At 35.1% G+C, this 23,623-nt stretch carries 17 protein-coding genes; 12 read left to right on the top strand and 5 right to left on the bottom strand.

Features of this window, described 5'->3' with window-relative positions:
* Window positions 1-3 precede the first annotated feature (3 nt).
* From V5E38_RS15105 to nikC, 4 genes are read right to left on the bottom strand one after another with little or no spacing between them, the layout of a single operon-like run.
* Window positions 4-990, bottom strand: coding sequence for an ABC transporter ATP-binding protein (locus tag V5E38_RS15105; protein ID WP_499210634.1), 987 nt, complete (start codon window positions 988-990; stop codon window positions 4-6).
* Window positions 990-2,018, bottom strand: a complete 1,029-nt coding sequence (locus V5E38_RS15100; RefSeq protein WP_499210633.1) for an ABC transporter ATP-binding protein — start codon at window positions 2,016-2,018, stop codon at window positions 990-992. The genes V5E38_RS15105 and V5E38_RS15100 overlap by 1 nt, the downstream gene beginning before the upstream one ends.
* Before the next feature lie 12 nt (window positions 2,019-2,030).
* Complete coding sequence (locus V5E38_RS15095) at window positions 2,031-2,951, bottom strand: ABC transporter permease (protein ID WP_248268396.1); 921 nt, start codon at window positions 2,949-2,951, stop codon at window positions 2,031-2,033.
* 12 nt (window positions 2,952-2,963) lie between these two features.
* Entirely contained in the window at window positions 2,964-3,866 is a 903-nt protein-coding gene (nikC, locus tag V5E38_RS15090; RefSeq protein ID WP_499210632.1) for an ABC transporter permease, read from the bottom strand.
* A 210-nt stretch (window positions 3,867-4,076) separates the two neighbouring features.
* Here nikC and V5E38_RS15085 point away from each other — a divergent pair, with 210 nt between their 5' ends.
* From V5E38_RS15085 to V5E38_RS15045, 9 genes are all read left to right on the top strand, one after another.
* Window positions 4,077-5,633: a glutathione ABC transporter substrate-binding protein gene (locus V5E38_RS15085; protein WP_499210631.1), complete on the top strand. Its 1,557-nt coding sequence runs from the start codon at window positions 4,077-4,079 to the stop codon at window positions 5,631-5,633.
* A gap of 240 nt (window positions 5,634-5,873) precedes the next feature.
* The gene (locus tag V5E38_RS15080) at window positions 5,874-7,352 is read left to right on the top strand and encodes an amidohydrolase family protein (RefSeq protein ID WP_499210630.1); all 1,479 of its coding nucleotides are present in this window, start codon (window positions 5,874-5,876) and stop codon (window positions 7,350-7,352) included.
* Window positions 7,353-7,381: 29 nt separating this feature from the next.
* Entirely contained in the window at window positions 7,382-8,878 is a 1,497-nt protein-coding gene (locus V5E38_RS15075) for an amidohydrolase family protein (protein ID WP_499210629.1), read from the top strand.
* Window positions 8,879-8,988: 110 nt separating this feature from the next.
* The gene (locus tag V5E38_RS15070; protein WP_499210628.1) at window positions 8,989-10,560 is read left to right on the top strand and encodes a glutathione ABC transporter substrate-binding protein; all 1,572 of its coding nucleotides are present in this window, start codon (window positions 8,989-8,991) and stop codon (window positions 10,558-10,560) included.
* A gap of 408 nt (window positions 10,561-10,968) precedes the next feature.
* Window positions 10,969-12,240 carry an amidohydrolase family protein gene (locus V5E38_RS15065; protein WP_499210627.1) on the top strand — a complete coding sequence of 424 codons (1,272 nt, stop codon included), beginning with the start codon at window positions 10,969-10,971 and terminating at the stop codon, window positions 12,238-12,240.
* A gap of 24 nt (window positions 12,241-12,264) precedes the next feature.
* Window positions 12,265-13,506: an amidohydrolase family protein gene (locus V5E38_RS15060; protein ID WP_499210626.1), complete on the top strand. Its 1,242-nt coding sequence runs from the start codon at window positions 12,265-12,267 to the stop codon at window positions 13,504-13,506.
* A gap of 32 nt (window positions 13,507-13,538) precedes the next feature.
* Complete coding sequence (locus V5E38_RS15055) at window positions 13,539-14,783, top strand: amidohydrolase family protein (protein ID WP_499210625.1); 1,245 nt, start codon at window positions 13,539-13,541, stop codon at window positions 14,781-14,783.
* 346 nt (window positions 14,784-15,129) lie between these two features.
* Window positions 15,130-16,035: a DMT family transporter gene (locus V5E38_RS15050; RefSeq protein WP_499210624.1), complete on the top strand. Its 906-nt coding sequence runs from the start codon at window positions 15,130-15,132 to the stop codon at window positions 16,033-16,035.
* Window positions 16,036-16,054: 19 nt separating this feature from the next.
* Window positions 16,055-17,350: a permease family protein gene (locus V5E38_RS15045; RefSeq protein ID WP_499210623.1), complete on the top strand. Its 1,296-nt coding sequence runs from the start codon at window positions 16,055-16,057 to the stop codon at window positions 17,348-17,350.
* 202 nt (window positions 17,351-17,552) lie between these two features.
* On the opposite strand, the gene V5E38_RS15040 is transcribed toward V5E38_RS15045, so the two are convergent.
* Window positions 17,553-18,563, bottom strand: a complete 1,011-nt coding sequence (locus V5E38_RS15040; RefSeq protein ID WP_335479168.1) for a LacI family DNA-binding transcriptional regulator — start codon at window positions 18,561-18,563, stop codon at window positions 17,553-17,555.
* Between the two features lie 464 nt (window positions 18,564-19,027).
* Here V5E38_RS15040 and V5E38_RS15035 point away from each other — a divergent pair, with 464 nt between their 5' ends.
* The 3 genes from V5E38_RS15035 (at window position 19,028) to V5E38_RS15025 (ending at window position 23,548) form a co-directional block, all read left to right on the top strand.
* On the top strand, window positions 19,028-20,449 hold the full coding sequence (locus tag V5E38_RS15035) for an aldehyde dehydrogenase family protein (RefSeq protein ID WP_499210622.1): 1,422 nt from the start codon (window positions 19,028-19,030) through the stop codon (window positions 20,447-20,449).
* 233 nt (window positions 20,450-20,682) lie between these two features.
* On the top strand, window positions 20,683-21,999 hold the full coding sequence (gene gabT, locus V5E38_RS15030) for a PLP-dependent aminotransferase family protein (RefSeq protein WP_499210621.1): 1,317 nt from the start codon (window positions 20,683-20,685) through the stop codon (window positions 21,997-21,999).
* Window positions 22,000-22,153: 154 nt separating this feature from the next.
* Window positions 22,154-23,548: an amino acid permease gene (locus tag V5E38_RS15025; protein ID WP_499210620.1), complete on the top strand. Its 1,395-nt coding sequence runs from the start codon at window positions 22,154-22,156 to the stop codon at window positions 23,546-23,548.
* The last annotated feature ends 75 nt before the right edge of the window (window positions 23,549-23,623 follow it).

Here is a 23,623-nt window from a genome sequence, read left to right as displayed (position 1 = left end):
TATTTAATTAATTATGTGACAAGCAACTTGATGATTTTGCTCGGATATTTTTAATTCAGGTGATTGTGTTTTACAAATATCAATCGCGAAAGGGCATCTTGTGTGAAAACGACAGCCGCTTGGAGGATTGATTGGAGAAGGTATATCTCCTTTTAATATGATTCTTTCTCTTTGATGTACCGGATTCGGTACTGGAATAGCAGATAATAGGGCACGTGTATAAGGATGCTGCGGATTTTCGAATATCGATTTTTTATCGGCAATCTCAACAATTTTTCCTAAATACATTACCATTACTCGGTCTGAAATATGTCTTACTACACCTAAATCATGTGAGATAAAAAGAAAGGTAAGTGAGAATTTTTTCTGTAACGATTTTAATAAGTTTAATACTTGAGCTTGGATTGAAACATCTAGCGCTGAAACTGCTTCATCACAAATGATTAATTTTGGATCAACTGCAAGTGCACGTGCAATTCCGACACGCTGACGTTGACCACCACTAAATTCATGAGGATATCGCTCCATAGCTTCTGGTCTTAACCCGACATGTCCTAATAATTCCTCAATTCTAGCTTTACGTTCTTCTTTTGGAACGACATTTTGAATGGCTAATGCTTCACCTAAAATTTGTCCAATTGTTTGTCTAGGGTTAAGTGAGGCAAACGGATCTTGGAAGATTACTTGTAGATCCTTTCTTATTTTACGCATTTCTTTTTTTCCTAAGCTTAATAAATCTTTTTCCTTAAAATGAATGCTTCCACTTGTAGGCTCGTCCAATCTTAGAATGGCTCTACCAGTAGTAGACTTACCACAACCAGATTCTCCAACTATACTTAAAGTTTCTCCCTCGTAAATGTGGAAGCTAATATCATCTACAGCTTTTACGTGATTAACCGTTCTTCCTAAAATACCACCTTTAATTGGAAAGTATTGTTTTAAATGATCTACATTAAGTAGTATTTTTTTATCCACTAGTTGTAATGCCATTATTCAATCCCTACTTTCTCTTTGATGGTATGATCTGTTTCCCATTGTGATGTGTACATCCAACAACTGACTTCAGTATGTTTGTCGAGTGTTTGTAAATCTGGTACTGATTCATGACACATTGGCTTTGCATGTGCACAGCGTGGTGCAAAACTACAGCCCTTAGGCATATTGAATGGACTAGGTACAGTACCAGGAATTGTTGTTAATTCATCTTGATCCATATCAAGACGTGGAAGAGAGTTTAATAACCCGATTGTGTATGGGTGCTTAGGGTTATTATAAAGTTCTTTTGCTGATGTATATTCAACAATTCTTCCAGCGTACATGACAGCTACTCGATCGCAAGTCTCATAAACGACTCCTAAATCATGCGTGATTAAGATTACAGCTGTACCTAAATCCTTTTGAAGTGATTTAATTAATTCCAGAATTTGAGCTTGAATTGTCACATCAAGAGCGGTAGTTGGTTCATCTGCGATTAGCACTTCTGGATGACAAGCAAGTGCCATTGCGATCATAACCCTTTGTCTCATTCCACCACTAAGTTCATGTGGTTCTTGCTTTGCACGTTTTTCAGGAGAAGGGATCCCTACAAGTCGTAGCATTTCAACTGCTTTATCCCAAGCTTCCTTTTTACTTAATTTTTGGTGAAGACGAATCGCTTCTGCAATTTGTTCGCCGGCTGAATAAACTGGGTTTAAAGATGTCATTGGCTCTTGAAAGATCATTGAAATTTCATTACCACGAATAGAACGCATTTGTTTTTCAGTTTTTGCTAGTAAGTCTTCACCTTTAAAAAGAATACTACCACCAGTTATTTTTCCTGGAGGAGAGGGGATTAACCGTAAAAGGGATAATGATGTAATACTTTTACCACTTCCAGATTCTCCTACTATTCCAAGTGTTTCACCTTTTTTTAATGTAAAGCTAATTCCATTAACTGCTTTACTTATTCCATCATCTGTATAAAAGTAGGTTTGTAGATTTTTAACCTCAAGAATTGTTTCATCAAATTGTTTTTTCATAGTAGTACCTCCTTAATTCAAGTCAACTCGTTTATTAAAGTAACGGTAGAGAATATCAACAGCTAGATTCATAAATACAAAGATAACCGAAGCGATTAATACGCCACCTTGAACCATAGGTAAATCTCTTGTTCTAATTGCATCAACAATTAATCTACCAAGTCCATTAATTGCAAAAACTGACTCTGTTAAAACGGTACCACCGAGTAAAGCACCAAATTGTAGACCAACAACAGTAATAACTGGAATTAATGCATTTTTTAAACCATGTTTGTAAATAATGATATGTTCCTTTAAACCTTTTGCTCTTGCTGTGCGCATATAGTCTTGACGAACAACTTCTAACATACTTGATCTAGTCATTCTAGCTACAATTGCAGCACCACCTGCACCTAATGTTAATGCTGGTAGTACCATATGTTTAAACGTTCCCCAACCAGCAACTGGAAATATATGAAGATTAACTGAAAAGAAGTAGATCAACATTAAACCAAACCAGAAACTTGGTAAAGAGATTCCTAGTAAAGCGACAATCATAATTGAAATATCAGCTGCTGAGTACTGTTTAGTTGCTGATATAATTCCTGCAAGCATACCAAGTACGACTGTAATGAAAATACTAGCTAGTGCAAGTTCAATTGTAATTGGCAAACGAATCATAATCTCATCTAATACTGGACGATTATTTCGAAGCGATTCGCCAAAATCACCTTGTAGTACATGGTATACATAATCGAAATACTGAATAACAACAGGGCGATCTAGTCCAAGTTGATGACGAATCATTTCGATTGTTTGTTTCGTAGCACCTTCACCAGCAAGTAGAGTTGCTGGATCTCCAGGAACCATTTGCATAATTAAAAAAACGACTAAACTTACACCAAGTAGAACTGGAATAGTTTGTATAATTCTTCTGACAATAAATAGAAACATTTACTTTCCTCCTTATTTTTTCATTCTTGGATCAAGAGCATCTCTTAGTCCATCACCGAAAATATTAAATCCTAATACAAGTGTTGAAATCGCAATACCCGGAAATAAGGCAATGTGAGGTGCTGTAAATAAGTAATCACGTCCACTGCTTAACATCGCTCCCCATTCTGGTGAAGGAGGCTGAGCACCTAATCCTAGATATGATAAGCCTGCTGCAGAAAGAATAGCTGTAGCCAGTTTTAACGTAGCTTGGACAATGATTGGTGAAAGAATATTCGGAAAAATGTGTTTGAAAATAATTGTTGAATCAGTTGCACCTAATGCACGAATTGCGTCTATATACTCAAGTTTTCTGACAGATAAGGTAGATCCTCTAACGATTCGTGCAAACGTTGGGACTGAAAAGATACCGACAGCAACCATAACATTAATTAGACTAGGACCAAGTGCACTAATAATCGCAAGTGCTAGTAAAATACCTGGAAATGCTAGTAAAACATCAACAACCCTCATAATGATCGTGTCAACCCATTTTCCGTAATAACCTGCTATCAACCCGAGCGTGATTCCGAAAATTGCTCCAAATAAGACAGATACGAAACCAACAGAAATTGAAAGTCGACTTCCATAAATGATTCTACTTAAAATATCTCTTCCTTTATCATCCGTTCCCATCCAATGTTCTAGCGATGGAGTTTGCAGTTTATTCATTAAATCAATCGCAAAAGGATCCTTCGGTGAAATGAGTGGTGCTAAAAAAGCTACTAAAATATAAAAAAGTACGATATAGGCTCCAACTAATGCTAATTTATTTTTTTTAAACTTCTTATAAAATACTTTCCATCTTTTTAGTTTTTGAGATTCTTTTTTTTCTAATTTGATTTCATTTTTATTCAATACAATCTCTGTTTTCATTTTTTTGCCCCCTTTTCTTTGTTTAAATTTATTCAAAATTAGAATTGAAGTAAATATAATGCGGAAAAGCAGTAAAGATAATTAAAAAACGAGTAAAGATTCTGAAAATATAAAATTTTATTTTTTTTTATAATTTGAATAAGCCTACGTACTCAAGAAAAATGGTGAACAAGAGATCATAGGGAAAGTATTAAGAGGAGGAAGAAAACAATGAAGAGAAAGACAGCTGGAGTATTATTTGCATCATTATTAACAATTTCTACTGCGCTTGCAGGTTGTACATCTGACCAAACAAGCAGTAGTGCAACAGGAACAAAAGCAAAAGCAGGAGGAACTTTGGTCGTAGCTAGACTATCTGATGCGACTACATTGGATCCACATTTTATTACTGATATACCATCAGCAAACGTTGTTTATGAAAAGGTATATGAAACATTAGTAGAACCAGATAAAAATATGGAGCCAAAACCTCTTTTAGCAACAGAATGGAAGCAAGTAGATAATGTGACTTGGGAGTTCAAATTACGACAAGGCGTTAAATTCCAGGATGGATCACCATTTAATTCAGATGCAGTTAAAACAAATTTTGATCGAGTACTTGACCCAAAAACTGCATCACCTCAGGCTGGTAAATTTGAAATGATTAAAGAAGTTAAAGTGGTAGACGATTCAACTGTTCAATTTATTTTGAAATACCCATATGCTCCACTTTTATCAATTTTAATGAGTAATGAAGGAAGTATTATTAGTCCAAAATCGATTAAAGAAAACAGTGATAAAATTGGGCGAAATCCAGTTGGAACTGGTCCTTATGTATTTAAATCTTGGAAATCAGGAGAAGAAATAAAAATTGAGAAAAATAAAGATTACTGGGGTAATAAACCTAAAATTGATGGTGTAGTCTTTAAAGTTGTTCCTGAAGATGCTACAAGACTAGCAATGATTGAAACTGGTGAAGCGCATGTAACTGATCAAGTGCCTGTAACAGAAATCGAACGTATTGAAGGTTCTGACACAATGGATTTATACCGTACAGATGGACTAGCTGTAGAGTATTTAAGCTTCAATACAAAGAAAAAACCTTTTAATGATGTTCGTGTCCGTCAAGCGATTGCACATGCAATTGAAGTAGATTCAATTATTAAAGGTGTATATAACGATGTTGGAACAAAAGCAAATTCAACAATGAGTCCAAAAGTATTTGGATATGACCCAAATCTTAAAGGATATGACTACGATATTAATGAATCTAAAAAGCTATTAAAAGAAGCAGGAATTAAGGACGGCCTATCATTTACGCTTACAACTAGTGACCGTAAAGAAAGAATAAATATGGCTGAAGTTATTCAATCTCAATTAAAAGGTATTGGCATTAATGTGAAAATCCAAGTTCTTGAATACGGAGCTTATATTGATGCAATTGCAAAAGGTGAACATCAAGTTTCGATTGGTGGATGGGGAAATGCTACTGGTGATGGCGACTATAACCAATTTAACTTATTTGATAGTAAATCCCAAGGTGCAGCAGGAAATAGTTCTTTCTATAGTAACCCAGAAGTTGATAAATTAATTGAATCAGCTCGTCAAGAAGCGGATAGTGAAAAACGTAAAGAACTTTATGCCCAAGCACAAGAAATTGAAAACAAAGATGTACCATATGTACCTATTCGTAACTATGAGCACTTAGCAGTTACTGCCTCATCAGTTAAAGGACTTTGGTTAAACCCAGCAAGTTATTTAATGCTTGATGATGTAACAGTGAAATAAGTAATTCAGACTGTTGACAAACGCTCGCTTTCTTCGTTGCTTCGTCTGTCTGCGGTACTCATTACCGTCTAAGGTAACTCCGCTCCTCACCAGACTTCGCGCCTCGAAAGACAAGCGTTTTCAATCAGTCTGAATATCAAAATACTTTGTCTACAAACTGACAGCATAATCGTATTATGCTGTTTTTTTGAGAATATCACAAATTGATGAAAATCAGACTAAAGAATAGGAGGAGAAAAAATGATTGATTTGTTATTAGTAAATGGAACTGTTATCACAATGGACACAGAAAGAAGAATTATCGAAAATGGCTCCGTTGCTATTCACAATGGGAGAATAGTAGATATTGATTTCACCGAAAACTTGAAAACTAAGTATGAGGCGAAAAAAGTTATTGATTGTAGTCATCAGTGTATTTTACCTGGATTAATAGATGTTCATGGTCATGGTGGACATTCAATGTTTAAAACAATCGCGATGGAGAATATCGATTTTTGGATGCCGATAATGACGAATACGTATAAGCATTATGTGACGGATGATTTTTGGTATTACGAAGGAAAGCTGTCAGCACTTGAACGACTGAAAGCAGGTATAACAACAGGAGTTAGTGTTTTAGGCTCAGTGCCTAGATCAGATGATCCAATATTTGCAATAAACCATGCAAAAGCTTACAACGAAGTAGGTGTGCGTGAAGTAGTTTGTACTGGTCCGTGTAACCCACCTTGGCCACATTCATTTAGTAGATGGGTTGATGGGAAAAGAATTGAGAAAGAAGTTACTTATGAAGAAGTGCTAAAAGGAGCAGAAGCAGTTATTGAGGCATTAAATCACTCAAATGATGATCGAACAAGAGCCTTTATTACGCCATTTGTTATTGTAACGTCTGTTGATCCTTCCTATCCGACTTCTCCAGATCGACTATATGGGTTAACAAAACATGATCTTTATCAAGCTAAAAAAATAAGAGAGATTGCTAGGAAATATAATACAAGAATTCATTCAGATGCATTTGGTGGAATGATTCATTTAGCCATTCAAGATCAAGAAAATGCGCTATTAGGTCCTGATGTCCATCTTCAGCATTGTCGAGGTATTTCATTTGATGAAGCTAAAATATTAGCTGAAACTGGTACAAACATAAGTGCTTCTCCAGGTTTTGGACAAGTTAATGCACGTACACCAATTACAGAATTAATTGAAATGGGCGCAACCGTTGCGATTTCTACAGATGGTACCTCACCATCTACGAGCTTTGATTTATTCCAAGCGATGAGGAAGACACAGTTTGTACATCAAGCAGCTCTTAGAGACTACTACTATCTACCACCAGGTAAGCTTTTAGAAATGGTAACAATTGATGCAGCAAAATGTATAGGTTGGGATGATGAAATCGGTTCACTTGAAATTGGGAAAAAAGCAGATGTCATCACAGTTAATCTTCATCAACCACATTTGACTCCAGAGTATATGCATGTTCATCGATTAGTATTTCAAGCTGTAGCAAATGATGTAGACCATGTGATTGTTGATGGAAAACTTATTATGGAAGGCAGAAATGTAAATACCATTCATGAAAGCACAGTTTTAAATGAAGCAAATGAAGAAGCTTTTGCAACGATAAAACGCGCTGGATTAGAAAAATATATGCAACCTACAAAGTATTTCTGGGGACATGCTCGTGCCTATGTTGACGAGATGAGATATGTTGAAAAATAAAAAAAATTTCAAATTCGAAGGGAGAAAAAATGAAAACGAAGCTAAAGGGAAGATATGTAATTGGTTTTGACGGAAGTGAACATGTCATTTTGGAAAATGCAGAGATTGTATATGAAAAAGATACAATTTTATTTGTTGGAAAAAACTATACGGAAGAAGTAGATCAAGTAATTGACGTTGGAAATGCGATCCTTAGTCCTGGTTTTATTGATTTAAATGCATTAGGAGACATTGACCATGATATTTTGCATTTAGAAGCGAAATCAAATAGACAAAAAAATCTCCTTTGGTCTGAGGAGTTTGTTAAAAATGGGCATCATGAGCTAATGAGTGAGGAGGAAGAAGCATTTAAATCTCTATATGCATATTCGCAGCTTATTTTAAATGGAATTACTACTGCTATGCCGATCACATCCGTTTTTTACAAAAATTGGGCTGAAACTTTTGAAGAGTTAGAAGCTGCCGCAAATCATGCAGGAAAATTAGGGTTAAGAATTTACCTTGGACCAAGCTATCAGGCTGGAATTAGAGTAGTCGAACCAGATGGAAACATCAAAATTCATTGGGATGAAAACGCAGGCGAGGAAGGATTAGAAAGAGCAGTAAAGTTTGTTGAAACCTTCGATGGTGCATTTGATGGATTGGTCAGGGGGATGTTAGCTCCAGAAAGAATCGAATCACAGACTGAAGAAATGTTGATAAAAACAAAATATTATAGTGACAAATTAAACGTTCCAATCAAGCTCCATGCTGCTCAAGGAAGTTTTGAATTTAATACAATTTTAAAAGAACACGGAGTTACACCAATTAAATATTTATATAATCTTGGATTCTTAGGTCCAAATACTGGAATACCACACGCTCATTTTGTATCGGGCTATAGTGGAGCGAATTACAATATTGATAATGATATTTCACTTCTGAAAGAAACAAATACTACTGTTATCCATTGTCCACTTATTATAGGAAGACACGGAGAAGGGCTTGAATCGTATGCAAAATATAGAAAGGAGGGAATTAATATTGCATTAGGTACTGATACTTTCCCTCCAGATATTTTTCAAAATGTACGTACTGGTAGCATGCTTTCAAGACTTGTAGAAAAAGAAGTTGAAGGATCTACATACGCTGATTTCTTCAATTCGATCACTCTAGGAGCTGCTGCATTTCTTAATCGCGAAGATATAGGTCGAATTGCTGTCGGAGCAAAAGCGGATATCATTGCAATTAATTTAGATGGTTTCCATATGGGCGTTATTGATGACCCAATTAGAACAATGTTTGTAAGTGGCTCAGGTAGAGATGTGAAACTATCAATTATAAATGGAAGAATTGTGATGCAAGATCAAGTAATTCCTAATCTTGATATGGAGGTTTTAAAACAAAAGGGCCAAGTGTATTTTAATAAGATGAGAAGAGGATATATGGAAAGAGATTACGAACAACTTCCTGAAAATGAGCTATTTTCACCATCTTTTAAAAGGCTTGAATCAATTAAAGAACTAGAAATAAAGTCAAATAATTAAAAAATAAGTAAAGAAACTGAAAAAACAGGTAAAGATATTCAAAAATAATTATCAGAATATTTTATATAATTAGATAAATATTTGTAAGACAAACTTTAAACAGGGAGGCAATGCCATTGAAACTAAAATCGGTAATAGGTAAATTTTTTCTAGTATTATTTTCTGCTGCCACAATTACAGGATGTTCATCTAATCAAGACGTAGGTACGAAAGCAAATGGACAAGCAAATGATTCAAAAGGAGGAAGCACGCTAGTAATTGCTCGGTTATCAGATGCCGAAAATTTAGATCAACAATTTATGTCTACAATTAATGCAGCAAGCGTTACCCATCATAAAATTTACGAAGGTCTAGTCCAGCGAGATAGTAATAACGAAATTCAACCAATGCTAGCAGAGTCATGGAATCAAATCAATGATAAAACTTGGGAATTTAAACTACGACATGATGTAAAGTTTCACGATGGTACACCATTTAATGCAGAGGCTGTAAAGAAAACATTTGATCGTTTATTAGATCCTAAAGTTGCTTCACCAAGAGCTGTAGTATTCAAAATGGTAAAAGAAGTTAAAGTAGTCGACGAATATACAGTCCAATTTATTTTAAGCGAGCCATTCTCACCACTTCTTTCAATTTTAGCAAACCATGAAGGTGGAATTATAAGTCCTAAAACAATCGATAAATATGGTAAGAAAATTATTCAAGAACCAAACGGAACAGGTCCATTTAAATTTAAATCATGGTCTCCAGGGCAGGATATTATACTAGTTAAAAATGAAGATTACTGGGGGAAAAAACCAAAGATTGACAAGGTTGATTTCAAGGTTGTTCCAGAAGACTCAACAAGAATTTCAATGATTGAAACAGGGGAAGCTCAAATTGCAGAACCACTCCCAATAGCAGTTATGAATCAAGTTGAATCGTCCTCGGCTATGGAAGTATACCGAAGTGAAGGTTACGGAACAGAGTATATCGGATTCAATGTAACAAAAAAACCGTTTAATGACGTACGTGTACGTAAAGCTATCGCTCATGCTATTGAAATGGATTCGATTATAAAAGGTGTATATAACAATGTTGGTAAAAAAGCGAATTCAGCAATGGGCTCAAAAGTATTCGGATACGATGAGCAATTAAAAGCATACAATTACAATTTAAAAGAAGCGAAGAAACTATTAACAGAAGCTGGATATCCAAATGGATTTGATGCAACGATCCTAACGATGGATAGTAAAGAACGAGTAAATTTAGCGGAAGTTATTCAATCACAATTAAAAGGAATTGGCATTAATTTAAAAGTACAAGTGATGGAATACGGATCGTTCGTTGAAAAAGCAAATAAAGGTCAATCAGAAATGTTTATCATAAGCTGGAGAAACGCAACAGGAGATGCTGATTACAATCAGTATAATCTATTCCACTCAGACTCACGCGGCGCTGCCGGAAACACATTCTTCTATAGCAATCCAAAAGTTGATGACTTAATTAATGCTGGAAGAAAAGAAAAAGACGAAGCGAAACGTAAAGAAATCTACGCTAAAGCACAAGAAATTGAAATGGATGATTCACCTTATATTCCTGTAAGAGTAATCGAAAATGTCGCTGCAATCTCAAAAAATGTAAAAGGCTTCTCAATCAGCCCTTCAGGCTATTTAGAGATTAACGATGTAACAATTAAATAATCTGATTTTTCTGTAACTGAAGGTTCATCCTGATATAGGGGTGAACTTTCTTTCTTGTAGAAGTATAACTAAAACTTACTCGGAACAGGTTCATGAGGAAGCAAAACTGCAAAAAGAAGAAAATAGCTTCCTCATAAAGGGTTCATGAGGAAGTAAAATAGCAAAAAAATGAAAATAGCTTCCTCATAGAGGATTCATGGGTAAGTAAAAGACCTAACAGGCTCGAGGAGGTTCAGTTCATGATCCAAGAAATGCGTACATCCTCTAGTGGAAATTAACTACACCTACTTATGTAGCAACAACACTAGTAATGAAATAGTAATTAGTAAAAATACCTTAAAAATATGTAAACATACTAAAATCAAAATATTTCAAACAGACTTATAATTAAAAAAGAATCAAAATTTAATGTGGGATGGAAGGGTGAGTATATTGTCAAAATCGTATTGGTTAACAAATGTGAGTCTGGAAAATGGTTTTACTTATAATGACAATGAAGTGATTAACGGAACTGCAACTGGAAAGTACAATGTTAAAATTGAAAATGGAAAAATTGCTTCGATTCAATTAGCTAGTGATTTAATTACGGATCAATTGTCTCAATATGATGTGCAAGGCCTTCTAATGGTTCCTTCATTTAAAGAAATGCATATTCATATTGATAAAACTTATTATGGTGGACCATGGAAAGCGTGTATGCCAGCAACAAATGGTGTAAAAACACGTATTGAAGAAGAGCAAATTTTATTACCAAAATTATTACCAACTGCGAAAGAAAGAGCAGAAAAGATGCTAGATCTATTATTAAGTTATGGTACGACTCACATTCGTACACATTGTAATATTGATCCAGTTATTGGATTAAAAAACTTAGAAGCAACGCTGCAAGCTTTAGAAGGATATAAAGATAAATTAACTCATGAAATTGTAGCTTTTCCACAACACGGATTATTAAGAAGTCACTCTGTTGAACTAGTAAGAGAAGCGATGAAATATGGTGCAAATCTAGTAGGTGGAGTTGATCCAGCTTCAATTGATGAAAACATCGAACGTTCTCTTGAGACGATTATGGAGATAGCGGTTGAATCTAATTCTGATATCGATGTTCATTTACATGACCCAGATCATCTTGGATTATTTACAATGCAAAGATTAGCAACATTAACTGAAAAAGCAGGATGGCAAGGAAGAGTTACAGTAAGTCATGCAAGTGGATTAGCGGATCTTTCTGTTCCAGATGCTTCTGCGATTGCTGTGAGATTTGCTGATTTAGGAATATCAATTACTTCAACGGTTCCAATTTTTAGAACAATTCCAATTCCTTTATTAAGTGAAAAAGGTGTAAAAGTTGAACTAGGTAATGACAGCATTACTGATCATTGGACGCCGTTTGGAATTGGAGATAATCTTGAAAAAGTTGGACGACTTGCTGAAAGATTTAGATATATAGAAGAAAAAACACTCGCTAATAGTCTTGGATTTATTACAGGCGGAGTAACTCCTTTAAATAATGAAGGTGAAAGAGCATGGCCAAATGTAGGAGATGAAGCAAATATCGTACTTGTAGAAGCAACTTGCTCAGCTGAAGCAGTTGCGAGACGAGCAAAGCGAGCTGCAGTTATTTTTAAAGGTAATGTTGTAAGTGGTTCAATTTCCAATCTTGAATCAACAACAGTTTAAGTTTTATTAAAGAGAGTGAATGAGATGAATCAATCATATTGGCTTAAGAATGTAAAACTTGATAGCGGATTTGTATTTGAAGATGGAAAAATTGATCGTACTGAGACCACTCTTTACAATTTACTAATAAATGATGGGAAAATTGAACAATTACAATTGGCTAATGTCCCATTACAAACAGATCTACCAGTTCAGGACGCAAAAAATTTACTGGCTTTACCTGCTTTTAAAGAAATGCATAATCATTTAGATAAGACTTATCTTGGACTTCCATGGAAGGCTTGTATTCCTGCTGCAAATTTAGTAGAGAGATTAAATTTAGAAGCAGCCGAACTTGTTGAACTAGCTGAAACAGGTCAACATCGTGCTGAACAAATGCTTCATCTATTATTAAAAGGTGGAGCAACCCATGTTCGATCACATGTTAATATTGATCCGTATATTGGCTTGAAAAATTTAGAAGAAATTCAAAAAGCACTTTATACGTATAAAGATAAAATGACCCACGAAATTGTTGCTTTTCCTCAGCATGGATTACTACGCACAAATAGTAAATCATTTATGAAAACAGCGATGAGAGAGGGAGCAACGATTGTCGGAGGATTAGATCCTGGTGGTATTGATCAAAATATTGAACTTTCATTATTTGAAATGGTTGATCTAGCAGTACAGTTTGATGCTGATATAGATATTCATATTCATGACCCAGGCCATCTTGGTTTTTATACAATACAAAAACTAGTTTCATTTATTGAACAAGCTGGTTGGAATAATCGGGTAGCAGTCAGTCATGCATTTGCGCTAGGTGACGTACCGCAAAATGAATCAGTTGAAATGGCTAGCAAACTAGCAAGCTTAGGCGTATCGATTATGTCGACTGTTCCGATTAACAGAGTAATGCCTCCTGTTGATTTACTCCATTCAAAAGGTGTTCAGGTTGCTTTAGGTTGTGATGGATTCTATGATTCCTGGTCTCCACATGGAACAGGGGATATGTTAGAAAAAGCTGGAAGATTAGCTGAGAGATACAATTGGAAAGATGAATACGGGCTATCTCAAACATTGCAATTTATAACTGGTGGTATAAAGACTCTTGATGAAGAGGGTAATCTGTTATGGCCAAAGGTTGGAGATGACGCAAGTATGGTTTTAGTAGATGCATCATGTTCTGCAGAGGCAGTAGCAAGACGTGCAAAACGTGCTGCTGTAATTGCTAATGGAAATATTGTTTACGGTGGACTGAATTACGAATCAGTTTTGAAATAAAGTAATAATTGATTAAAGAAGGGGTGAAATTCATGAAATCTAGCTATTGGTTAAAAAATGCTCGATTAGAAATTGGGTTTGAAAAAGAAGACGGCAAAGTGGTCGGTACTGCTACTGAATTATTTCATCTTTTTATTGAAAATGGAAAGATCACTCGAATAACAAAAGAAGAAACGGATATTACTAGTGAATTTACTGTTCAAGATGCAGACGGTTTACTAGTTTTACCTTCATTTATTGAAAAGCATGTACATCTTGATAAAACGTTAATGGGTGATGTATGGAGAGCGTGTACTCCAACTTCTAGTGTGATCGAACGATTTGAATATGAAAAAATGGCCTTACCGACGATTGCTTCAAGTACGAAGGAACGTGCAGAAGCTTTACTTGAAATCCTTTTAGCTTCAGGATCTACACATGTGAGAACGCATGTTGATATTTACCCAGAGGTTGGAATAAGAAATTTAGAGCAAGTCGAACAAGCATTAACTAACTATTCGAACCGACTTAGCTCTGAAGTTGTTGCATTTGCTCAGCATGGATTATTAAGATCAAATGCGTTTAATTATGTGAGAGAAGCATTAAGAAATGGAGCAGGAATTGTTGGCTCAGTTGATCCTGCTATTGTAGACCAAAATATTGAAGAATCGCTATATCAACTTTATAATTTAGCAGTTGAAGCTGATGCAGATATTGATATACATTTACACGATCCTGGTCATCTAGGCTCATTTACGATGAAGCGCATAGTAGAATTTACTAAACAAGCAGGCTGGGAAGGAAGAGTAGCAATCAGTCATGCATTTGGGATAGGAGATATCCCAAGGGAAGAAGCATTTGACCTGGCAAACAGCTTTAGAGACGCTGGAATATCGATTGTCACAAGTGTACCGATTAATAGACAAATGCCTCCTGTAGATTTACTAAATGAACGTGGAGTCGAGGTAGCTGTGGGTAATGATAATATTTTTGATGTTTGGTCTCCACTCGGAACAGGGGATATTCTTGAAAGAGCGGGAAGACTAGCTGAACGCTTTAGATGGATTGATGAAGTATCACTAGCGCAAACATTAAAATATATTACAGGTGGAAAAACTCCATTAGATATTAAAGGAAATCAAGTATGGCCAAAAATAGGTGATTCTGCAAATCTAGTTTTAGTTGAAGCAAGCTGTTCGGCAGAGGCTGTTGCTAGACGCGCAAATCGAAAAGCAGTAATTTATAATGGGAAGATCGTTAGTGGTTCCTTAAGTGAAGAAAGATTGATTCGTAAATAAATAGAGCAATTAGAAAGAATAGGATAGGAAAAAGTTAAGTGGCCTTTTAGTTAAACCCACTTAGCTAAGATGAAAAAAGGATGCCAAAAAAAGCCTCCCCAAGGAAAATAAACATCCAAACATAGACTTTATACTACCTATCCTGTCCGGAAAAATATGAACAAGGCTTTGTAAAAAGCCTAAAATATTAGAAGAAAAAGGAACTCTAGAATGATCTAGATTTCCTTTTTCATTTTTTTACATTAAGAATGGTTAAATTGGGAACTAGGAAGATTGTTCGACGTCGTATAAAGGGTCGTCAGTCGACGAGTTTTCTTTAAAATAATTCGAGAAAGCAGGCTGTAAAATGGTTCGTTCTTACCTGTTATTACTTTTTTGTGTAATCTGTTGGGGAAGTAATTTTATTTTTGGCTCAATACTAGTTAAAGAGTTTTCACCAATATTATTGTCAGCGTTAAGATTGTGCTTTATATTACTATTTATGGCTTTCTATGCATTAATGAAGAAAAAGTGGAAAAAGATTAAGAAAAAAGATTGGTTTATGATTATTTTATTAGGATTAATTGGTACTTGTATTAATCAATGGTCATTTTATTCCGCTTTAAAATCAAACCATCCAACAACTTCTGCATTAATACTAGCGCTTGCTCCTCTTACTACATCTTTTTTAGCTTCAATATTTTTAAAGGAAAGACTAACAAAAGGTTTTGTATTAGGTTCAATTATAGCTTTTATAGGTGTCTTTTTTGTCATTACAAACGGACAAATGGTTCAAATTACAATTGGCTTGATTTGGATTTTTCTAACGATGCTCACGTTTTCAATTTCAATCATTATGATAAAAAAGCTAACGGAAAACTATGAATCCACGACGATTACGCTTTACTCGAATTTTATCGGTTTTGGAGGTTTATTACCGATTGCGCTTTTTTCAGAAACCACTGCGGCGTTGAGTAAGGAAGTGATGCCTTGGATCCTTTTAATTGTAACAGCAATTGTTATGCATGGGATTTGTACTTTAATTTGGAATCATCAAATTAAAATTGTCGGAGCATCAAAAGCGGCTATGTTTCTAAACTTAGAACCTTTTGTTGCAATGCTAGTTGGATTGATTGTTTTAAAAAATAATATTACTTCATCTCAACTTTTTGGTGGAGCACTCATTATTATTGGTGTTTTTCTTTCAACTTCATTAAAATGGAGAAAGACGATTAATGACCCAGTCTATATAAAAGACACGAAGAATTTTTAAGCAAGAGGAGGAGGAAACTATGAAAAACGTGAGAGTTTCTACTACTCTTTTTTCATCGGTTCAATGGCTATTTTTTATTTTTGCGAATACGATTGTAGTCCCCATATCAATAGGAGCTGCATTTCATTTGCCTTCAGATGTTATTGAAAGTACGATCAGAAGTTCATTGATCTTTACTGGTATTGCATCCGTTTTACAAGGATGGATTGGTCATAAATATCCGGTCATGGAGGGGCATTCTGGTTTATTATGGGGAGTTATGCTGAACTTAGGATTATCAGCCTCTGCTTTTGGGTTAAGTTATTCAGAAATTGGAGGAGGAATGGCAACAGGATTTATTGCTGCAGGTATTGTTACATTACTTTTATCAGCATTCAATTTGATTTCATTTCTTCAAAAAATATTTACCCCAATGGTTATGACAGTTTATTTATTTTTACTTTCATTTCAGCTCATATTTGTATTCTTTAAAGGAATGCTTGGAATTACGAGTAAAGGTGAAATCAGTATATCGGTTAGTATACTTTCTTTATGTATCGTATTATTTGTTAGTATTTTAAAATTAAAAGGTTCTCGTATTATCAGCAATTTTTCAATATTAATTGGCATTATCGTAGGGTGGTTATTCTACTCAATTTTATTTGGATCAGATGCAAAAGAAGTAGGGGCAACAAGTGCGCATTTTTCTTTATTCCCTTTAGGAGCACCAAATTTAGAAATAGGTATAATTGCGATTTCATTTTTTGCTGGAATTATGAATTTAAGTAATACATTTGCATCAATTAAAGCTGCGTCTGATTTATTAAAGGAAGAAGCGAGTACAAATCAATACCGTTTTTCACTATTTTTCACAGGTAGCTTCACAATTATTGCTGCATTATTTGGAATTGTCCCATATACACCATTTACATCTTCACTTGGATTTTTGCAAAGTACACAAATATATGAAAGAAAACCATTTATCTATGGGGGAGCTCTGCTAGCAATAATTGGCGTACTACCACCATTAATTTCATTTTTAGCAACTATGCCTGTAACAGTTGGAAATGCGGTATTATTTGTTGCATATCTTCAATTGTTTGGAACAGCATTTAGTAGTACTAATGGAAAAGTATTTACATCAGATACAATTTTTAGACTGGCAGCCCCAGTATTAGTAGGGGTAAGCTTAATGAATATTGCTCCTGGTACATTTGGAAATCTACCAATGATTGTTCAACCATTTTTAACAAATGGACTGATTATGGGCGTAATTCTTTCAATTTTATTAGAGAAATCAATTAACTGGAATCAGTTTGAGAAGGTAAAAGGATAAAAATGGCTCGAGGAAAATATGACCGAGCCTATTTAAGTGCGGTATTACTTCTAATCGCTCGTTCCAATTAGATTAAACACCCTTTGCAACTAACGCATTTGATAATTGAACAAATGATAGACTGTCTTTAATTGGATGGAAAATCGGAGACGTGAGTTATTCACGTCTCTATTTTTTGTTAAAATAGTTTCACTTCTAAAATCTATTTTATTCTAGGTTTTCCAGTTGAACGTCTAACAATTAAATGAGGTTTAATTGTAGTTGATACAGGATTAATTTGTTTTTCTTTATTTTCAATTAAATTAATTAGATGTTCCATAGCGAGATTTCCGAGAGATTGACTTAAATGAGTTCCCACTGTTGTTAATTGAATCGATGCATGGGCAGAAAACTCGATATTGTCAATTGCACCAATGCTGATATCTTCCGGTATTTTAAATCCTTTACTAAGTAGGAAATCCATACATGTTAAAGCGATTGCATCTGTGGCAGCGACAATGGCTGTTGGATATTCTATACCTGAAAATAACTCTTTACAGGCTTGTACGATGGATTCTACACTTGTATCGGTTGTTTTTATCCACTCTTCGCGAACCGCTACTTTATGTCTACTAGTCTCCATTTTATATCCTTCTAAGCGACCATAAAAAGTAGAGGCTTGTAGCGGTCCACCTATATAGGCTATATTCTTATGCCCTATTTCGATCATATGATCTGTAATTAGTTCACCGGCTTTTATGTTATCAATCTCAAAATAGTTTGTTCCACGCGAATGCTTTCGATTGAACGTCACATACGGTTTGCCTTCCAAACTTTCTAAGATGGGAAAAATAGAATCATTCAATAAAATAGAGGACATTATGATTCCATCAACAGGGGCACTTAAAACTTGGTTGTAAAGCATTTTATCGTTATCTATTTTATGGAAATAAACGAGCACGTTATATCCGTTTCTTGCTGCAATAGTTACAATTCCGCGAGTAGATTCTTCATAAAATGGATCGTGACTATGCCCTGTGATTAACGCAATCATGTTGGTTTTTTTTTTTACGAGATTTCTAGCAATCATATTAGGGTGGTAATTTAATTCTTTAATTGCTCTCTCTACTTTCGCTACTGTAGATTGTTTGATATTTTTAGAACCATTTAATACGCGAGAAACAGTAGATTGAGAGACTCCAGCTAACCTCGCAACATCGTGGGATGAAACCAAATAAATCACTCCAAGCTCATAGAATATAAAATTGAAATAATAGTGAATTAATTTTAAAAAAGCAATTAATACGGCTGATGTACGAATTCCTCTTACTCCCAAAAACAAAATAAACTGTGGAAGATTTAAGAGACTTTTCCTCATTATAGCAAATAAAAAAGAATTTGATTAGAATTTTTATGAGAATTAACGTGTTTTTTTGACTACGTATTCATAAAAAGAGAATGAATACAGAATTATCATTTAGATTAAATCGCCAAATATATTGATGAAAAAGGATTCGATCGGATGTATTCTTACAGAAATCACCATAATTTGCAATGATACTTTGATAATTAGGAAATTTTTTTAGGTTTTTTAGTCGGAAGGTAAATATTTACAAAATGCTAAATAGTAAAAATTGTTTGACACTTATTTATTTGGAAGTTTATTATTAATACGTATTCATAAATTAGGAGGGAAACATGAAACAGAATCTTTGGGTTAACGGACTACATATGGAAACAGAACATTATTCAGAATTACTTTCTCCCTATTCAAGTGAAAAGATTGCAGACATTTCAATAGCGAATAAAGAGCAAACTCAAAAAGCAATACAAGCAGCTTATGATGCTAAAGAAGTAATGGCTAAAATGGCTGCTCATCAACGAGCAGCCATTTTAGAGAAAGTTTCGCAACTTCTTGAAGAAAATTTAGAAGAAGCGGCGAAAGTAATTGCTCTTGAATCGGCTAAACCGCTTATCTTCGCTAAAGCAGAAGTAATAAGAACGATTGAAACTTATAAATTTGCATCAGAAGAAGCTAAACGAATTCATGGAGAAACAATCCCCTTTGATGCGGCAGTTAGTGGTGTCGGAAAAATAGGCTACACCGTCCGAAATCCAATTGGTGTTATTGGAGCTATTACTCCATTTAATTTTCCCATGAATTTAGTTGCACATAAAGTGGGACCTGCTATAGCTTCAGGGAATACCGTAGTATTAAAGCCAGCTTCACAAACGCCACTTTCTGCATTTTATGTAGCTGACTTATTCAAAAAGGCAGGTCTCCCTGACGGTGCGTTAAATATTGTCACGGGACCAGGTGGAGTGGTAGGTGACGCTATTGTAGAAAGTGATCAAGTTAGTATGGTGACTTTTACAGGAAGCTCTTCAGTTGGAATTGCACTTCGGGCGAAGGCAGGGCTTAAGAAAACAACTCTTGAACTAGGTTCAAATGCAGCATTAATCATTGATGAGGGCATTGATGTAAAGAAGACTATTGATCGTTGCTTAATGGGTGCATTTTCTAACCAAGGACAAGTATGCATCTCTTTACAGCGTATATATGTACACGAAAAAATCTATGATGAGTTTGTTTCGCAGTTTGCAGAAGCGGCTAGCAAACTTAAACTAGGTGACCCTCTAAATCCTGAAACATATGTTTCATCTCTTATTTCACCGAAAGATTTAGATCGTGCTTTAAGCTGGATCGAAGAAGCAAAAGCACAGGGTGCGACTATTGCATCTGGTGGCAAAGCACAAGGTAATATCCTCGAACCGACAGTTATTTTAGATGTAACGAGTAACATGAAGGTATCGTGTAATGAAGTTTTTGCTCCGATTGTTTCAATTTGTAAAGTATCATCAGTAAACGAAGCAATCGATGCTGTGAATGATTCCCGATATGGGCTGCAAGCTGGAATATACACAAATAATGTTTCCAATGCACTGAAAGCAGCGGACGAATTGCATGTTGGTGGAGTGGTTATTAATGATGTCCCAACGTTCCGTGTTGATCAAATGCCATATGGCGGCGTAAAAGAAAGTGGAACAGGACGTGAAGGATTGAAATATGCAATTGAAGAGATGACTGAAATGAAACTGGTTATATGGCATAAAGGATAAATCACATGCAACGACTAAAATGATCTTAATTTTTTTAGTATATCGCTTAGCTTTATTGTTTTTTTAGACGGTATACGTTTTTGGGCTTATTTATCGGTTCTCATACTAAAGTTTGAAATGAGGGTATAGGTAATTATAAATAATGTCATGCTTAACCCCTATTTAAAAAAGATACAGTATTTGAAAAAGCAACTATCAAAGAGAAATTATTATAAAAATGGAGGAATCAAAAGATGGGTAAGCAACTAACCTCAAAAGAATGGCAAGAAAAACGCGATAAATATGTAGTAAAAGGAGTTAGTAATGGAAATCGAGCAATCGCTGTAAAAGGCAAAGGAGCGACACTATACGATTTGGAAGGAAAGAAGTTTATTGACTTCGGTGCGGCGATCGGAACAATTAACGTGGGGCATTCACATCCAAAAGTAGTTGCAGCTATACAAGAACAAGCAGAAAAGGTCATTCATCCTGGTTTCAACGTCATTATGTACCCGTCATACATAGAAATTTGTGAAAAATTGTGTGAAGTATCACCAGGAAATTTTGCAAAAAAAGCAATTTTACTAAACAGTGGTGCTGAAGCAGTTGAGAACGCTGTGAAAATCGCAAGAAAATATACAAAACGCCAAGCAGTTGTCACATTTACTCGCGGATTCCACGGCCGTACATTAATGACGATGACAATGACGAGTAAAGTAAAACCATATAAACTTGGTTTTGGTCCATTTGCACCAGAAGTATATCAAGCACCATATCCATATATGTATCGTAAGCCAGATGGCATGACTGATGAACAATACGAAGCAGATGTGATTGCACAGTTTGATCAATTTTTTGTGGCAACAGTTGCACCAGAGACTGTGGCGTGTATTGTTATGGAGCCGATTCAAGGAGAAGGTGGATTTGTTATACCACCAAAATCATTTGTAAAACATGTGCGTGAATTTTGTTCAAAACATGGTATTTTGATGGTTGCTGATGAAATTCAAACAGGTTTCGCAAGAACAGGAAAATTGTTTGCGATGGAGCATTTTGATATTGCAGCTGATCTTATGACTGCTTCTAAATCTATCGCAGGTGGTATGCCACTAAGTGCTGTTATCGGTAAGGCAGAAATAATGGATATGGCAGATCCTGGTGAATTAGGTGGAACATACTGTGGAAATCCACTTGCTTGTGAAGCAGCATTAGCAGTATTAGAAGTTATTGAAGAAGAACAATTATGTGAAAAAGCAAAATGGATTGGAGAAGTGCTTGAGAGCCAAGTGAGAAAATGGCAAGAAAAGTACAACTTCATTGGAGAATTCCGCGGTCTTGGAGCAATGTGTGCAGTAGAGATTGTAACAGATCAAAAATCAAAAACACCGAATAAAGAACTTACTACAAAAATTGCAAAAGCAGCAAACGAAGCTGGGCTTCTATTACTTACTGCAGGTTTAGATGGAAATATCATTCGTTTTTTAAGCCCATTAGTGATAACAGAAGAGGAGCTTAGCGAAGGTCTTGCCATTTTAGAAAACGTTTTAGAAAACGTATTCGTTTATTGTTAAAATTTTGTTGAAACTAAAACGTTCAATTGTTTTCATATGTTCAAACTTTTTAAGAGTAACTTCCGAATGTGGAGTTTAATAGGACATGCTCGAGTCTTTTAAAAAAAGGTTTTTATAAATAGTTTTATATTAACAAAAAAAGGATAGGGTGAATATGGAGAATCAAAACAAAGGTTTACAACAAAATTTAAAGAACCGCCATATTCAGATGATTTCAATTGGGGGAATCATTGGGGCTGGTTTATTCGTAGGTAGCGGGAATGTTATTCATAGTGCAGGTCCATCAGCAATTGTTGCTTATGTAATAGCGGGAGTATTAGTTGCACTTCTTATGAGAATGTTAGGAGAAATGGCTGCAGAGAACCCAGATAGTGGATCGTTTTCAACTTATGCAAAAGAGTCGATTGGCCCTTGGGCAGGTTACACGATTGGATGGTTGTATTGGTTTTTCTGGTTGATTACAATCGCAATCGAGGCGATTGCAGGTGCAAATATTATGAATTCATGGTTCCCGAGTATTCCATTATGGGGATGGGCTTTAATTCTTACATTTGCTCTTACACTCACCAATATTTTATCAGTGAAAACATTTGGAGAGTTTGAATATTGGTTTGCCATTACAAAGGTAGTGGCGATTTCAGCATTTATGTTATTAGGTCTAGCGATTTTATTTAAATTTATTCCTACAATTCAATCTCCGGGATTATCAAATTTGACACAGCATGGCGGATTTTTCCCTAAAGGTGTGAGTGCAATATTAGGTGGGTTTATGACGGTTATGTTTGCATTTTTTGGATCTGAAATTGCTGCGATTGCTGCTGGTGAATCAAAAGATCCTCAAAAGTCTGTTGTTACTGCTATTAATTCTGTTGTTTGGCGTGTAGCATTGTTCTACATTGGGTCAGTTGCTATTTTAGTTTTATTAATGCCTTGGAATGACGCGAAATCGTTAAGTAGCCCATATGTAACGTTGCTTACAAATTTAGGGATTCCTGGGGCTGCAACAATCATGAAGATTGTTGTACTTTTTTCAGTACTTTCTTGTTTGAATTCAGCACTTTACACGAATTCTCGCATGCTATATTCATTAGCGAAGCAAGGAAATGCTCCGAGAATTTTTACAAAAGTAAACAAAGGTGGATCACCATATTGGGCGGTCTGGGCAAGTTCAGCTTTCGCCTTCCTAGCTGCAATTTTTAACTTTATTTCACCAGATAAACTTTTTTCATTTCTACTGAATGCATCAGGTTCAATTGCTCTTCTAGTGTATATTGTTATTGCAGTCTCGCATTTAATAAAGAGAAGAGAAGCTGAGAAAAAAGGTAAAGTGTTACGATTAAAAATGTGGGGTTTCCCATATATAACTTACATTTCCATCATCGCAATGGTTGTAATTTATTTCTCGATGTTCTTTATGAGTGGTCTTCGCTCACAATTCTATTTAACATCTTTAATTACAGTTTTAGTAATTTCTTCATTCTTCATTTTTAAAGTTGGAAAGAAAGAGAAAGTTGAATCAAAACATGAAGAATTGATTATAAGTAATTAATGCATGTGCTAGTTTAATAAGAACGTAAAATGGCTGTCAATATTGACAGCCATTTTTTACATACAAAATATTAAC

Source organism: Rossellomorea sp. GAMAL-10_SWC, assembly GCF_049568075.1.
Taxonomy (GTDB): Bacteria; Bacillota; Bacilli; order Bacillales; family Bacillaceae_G; genus Gottfriedia.
Note: the sequence above shows the minus strand (reverse complement) of the source record. Positions and strands in the feature narration are given on the sequence as shown.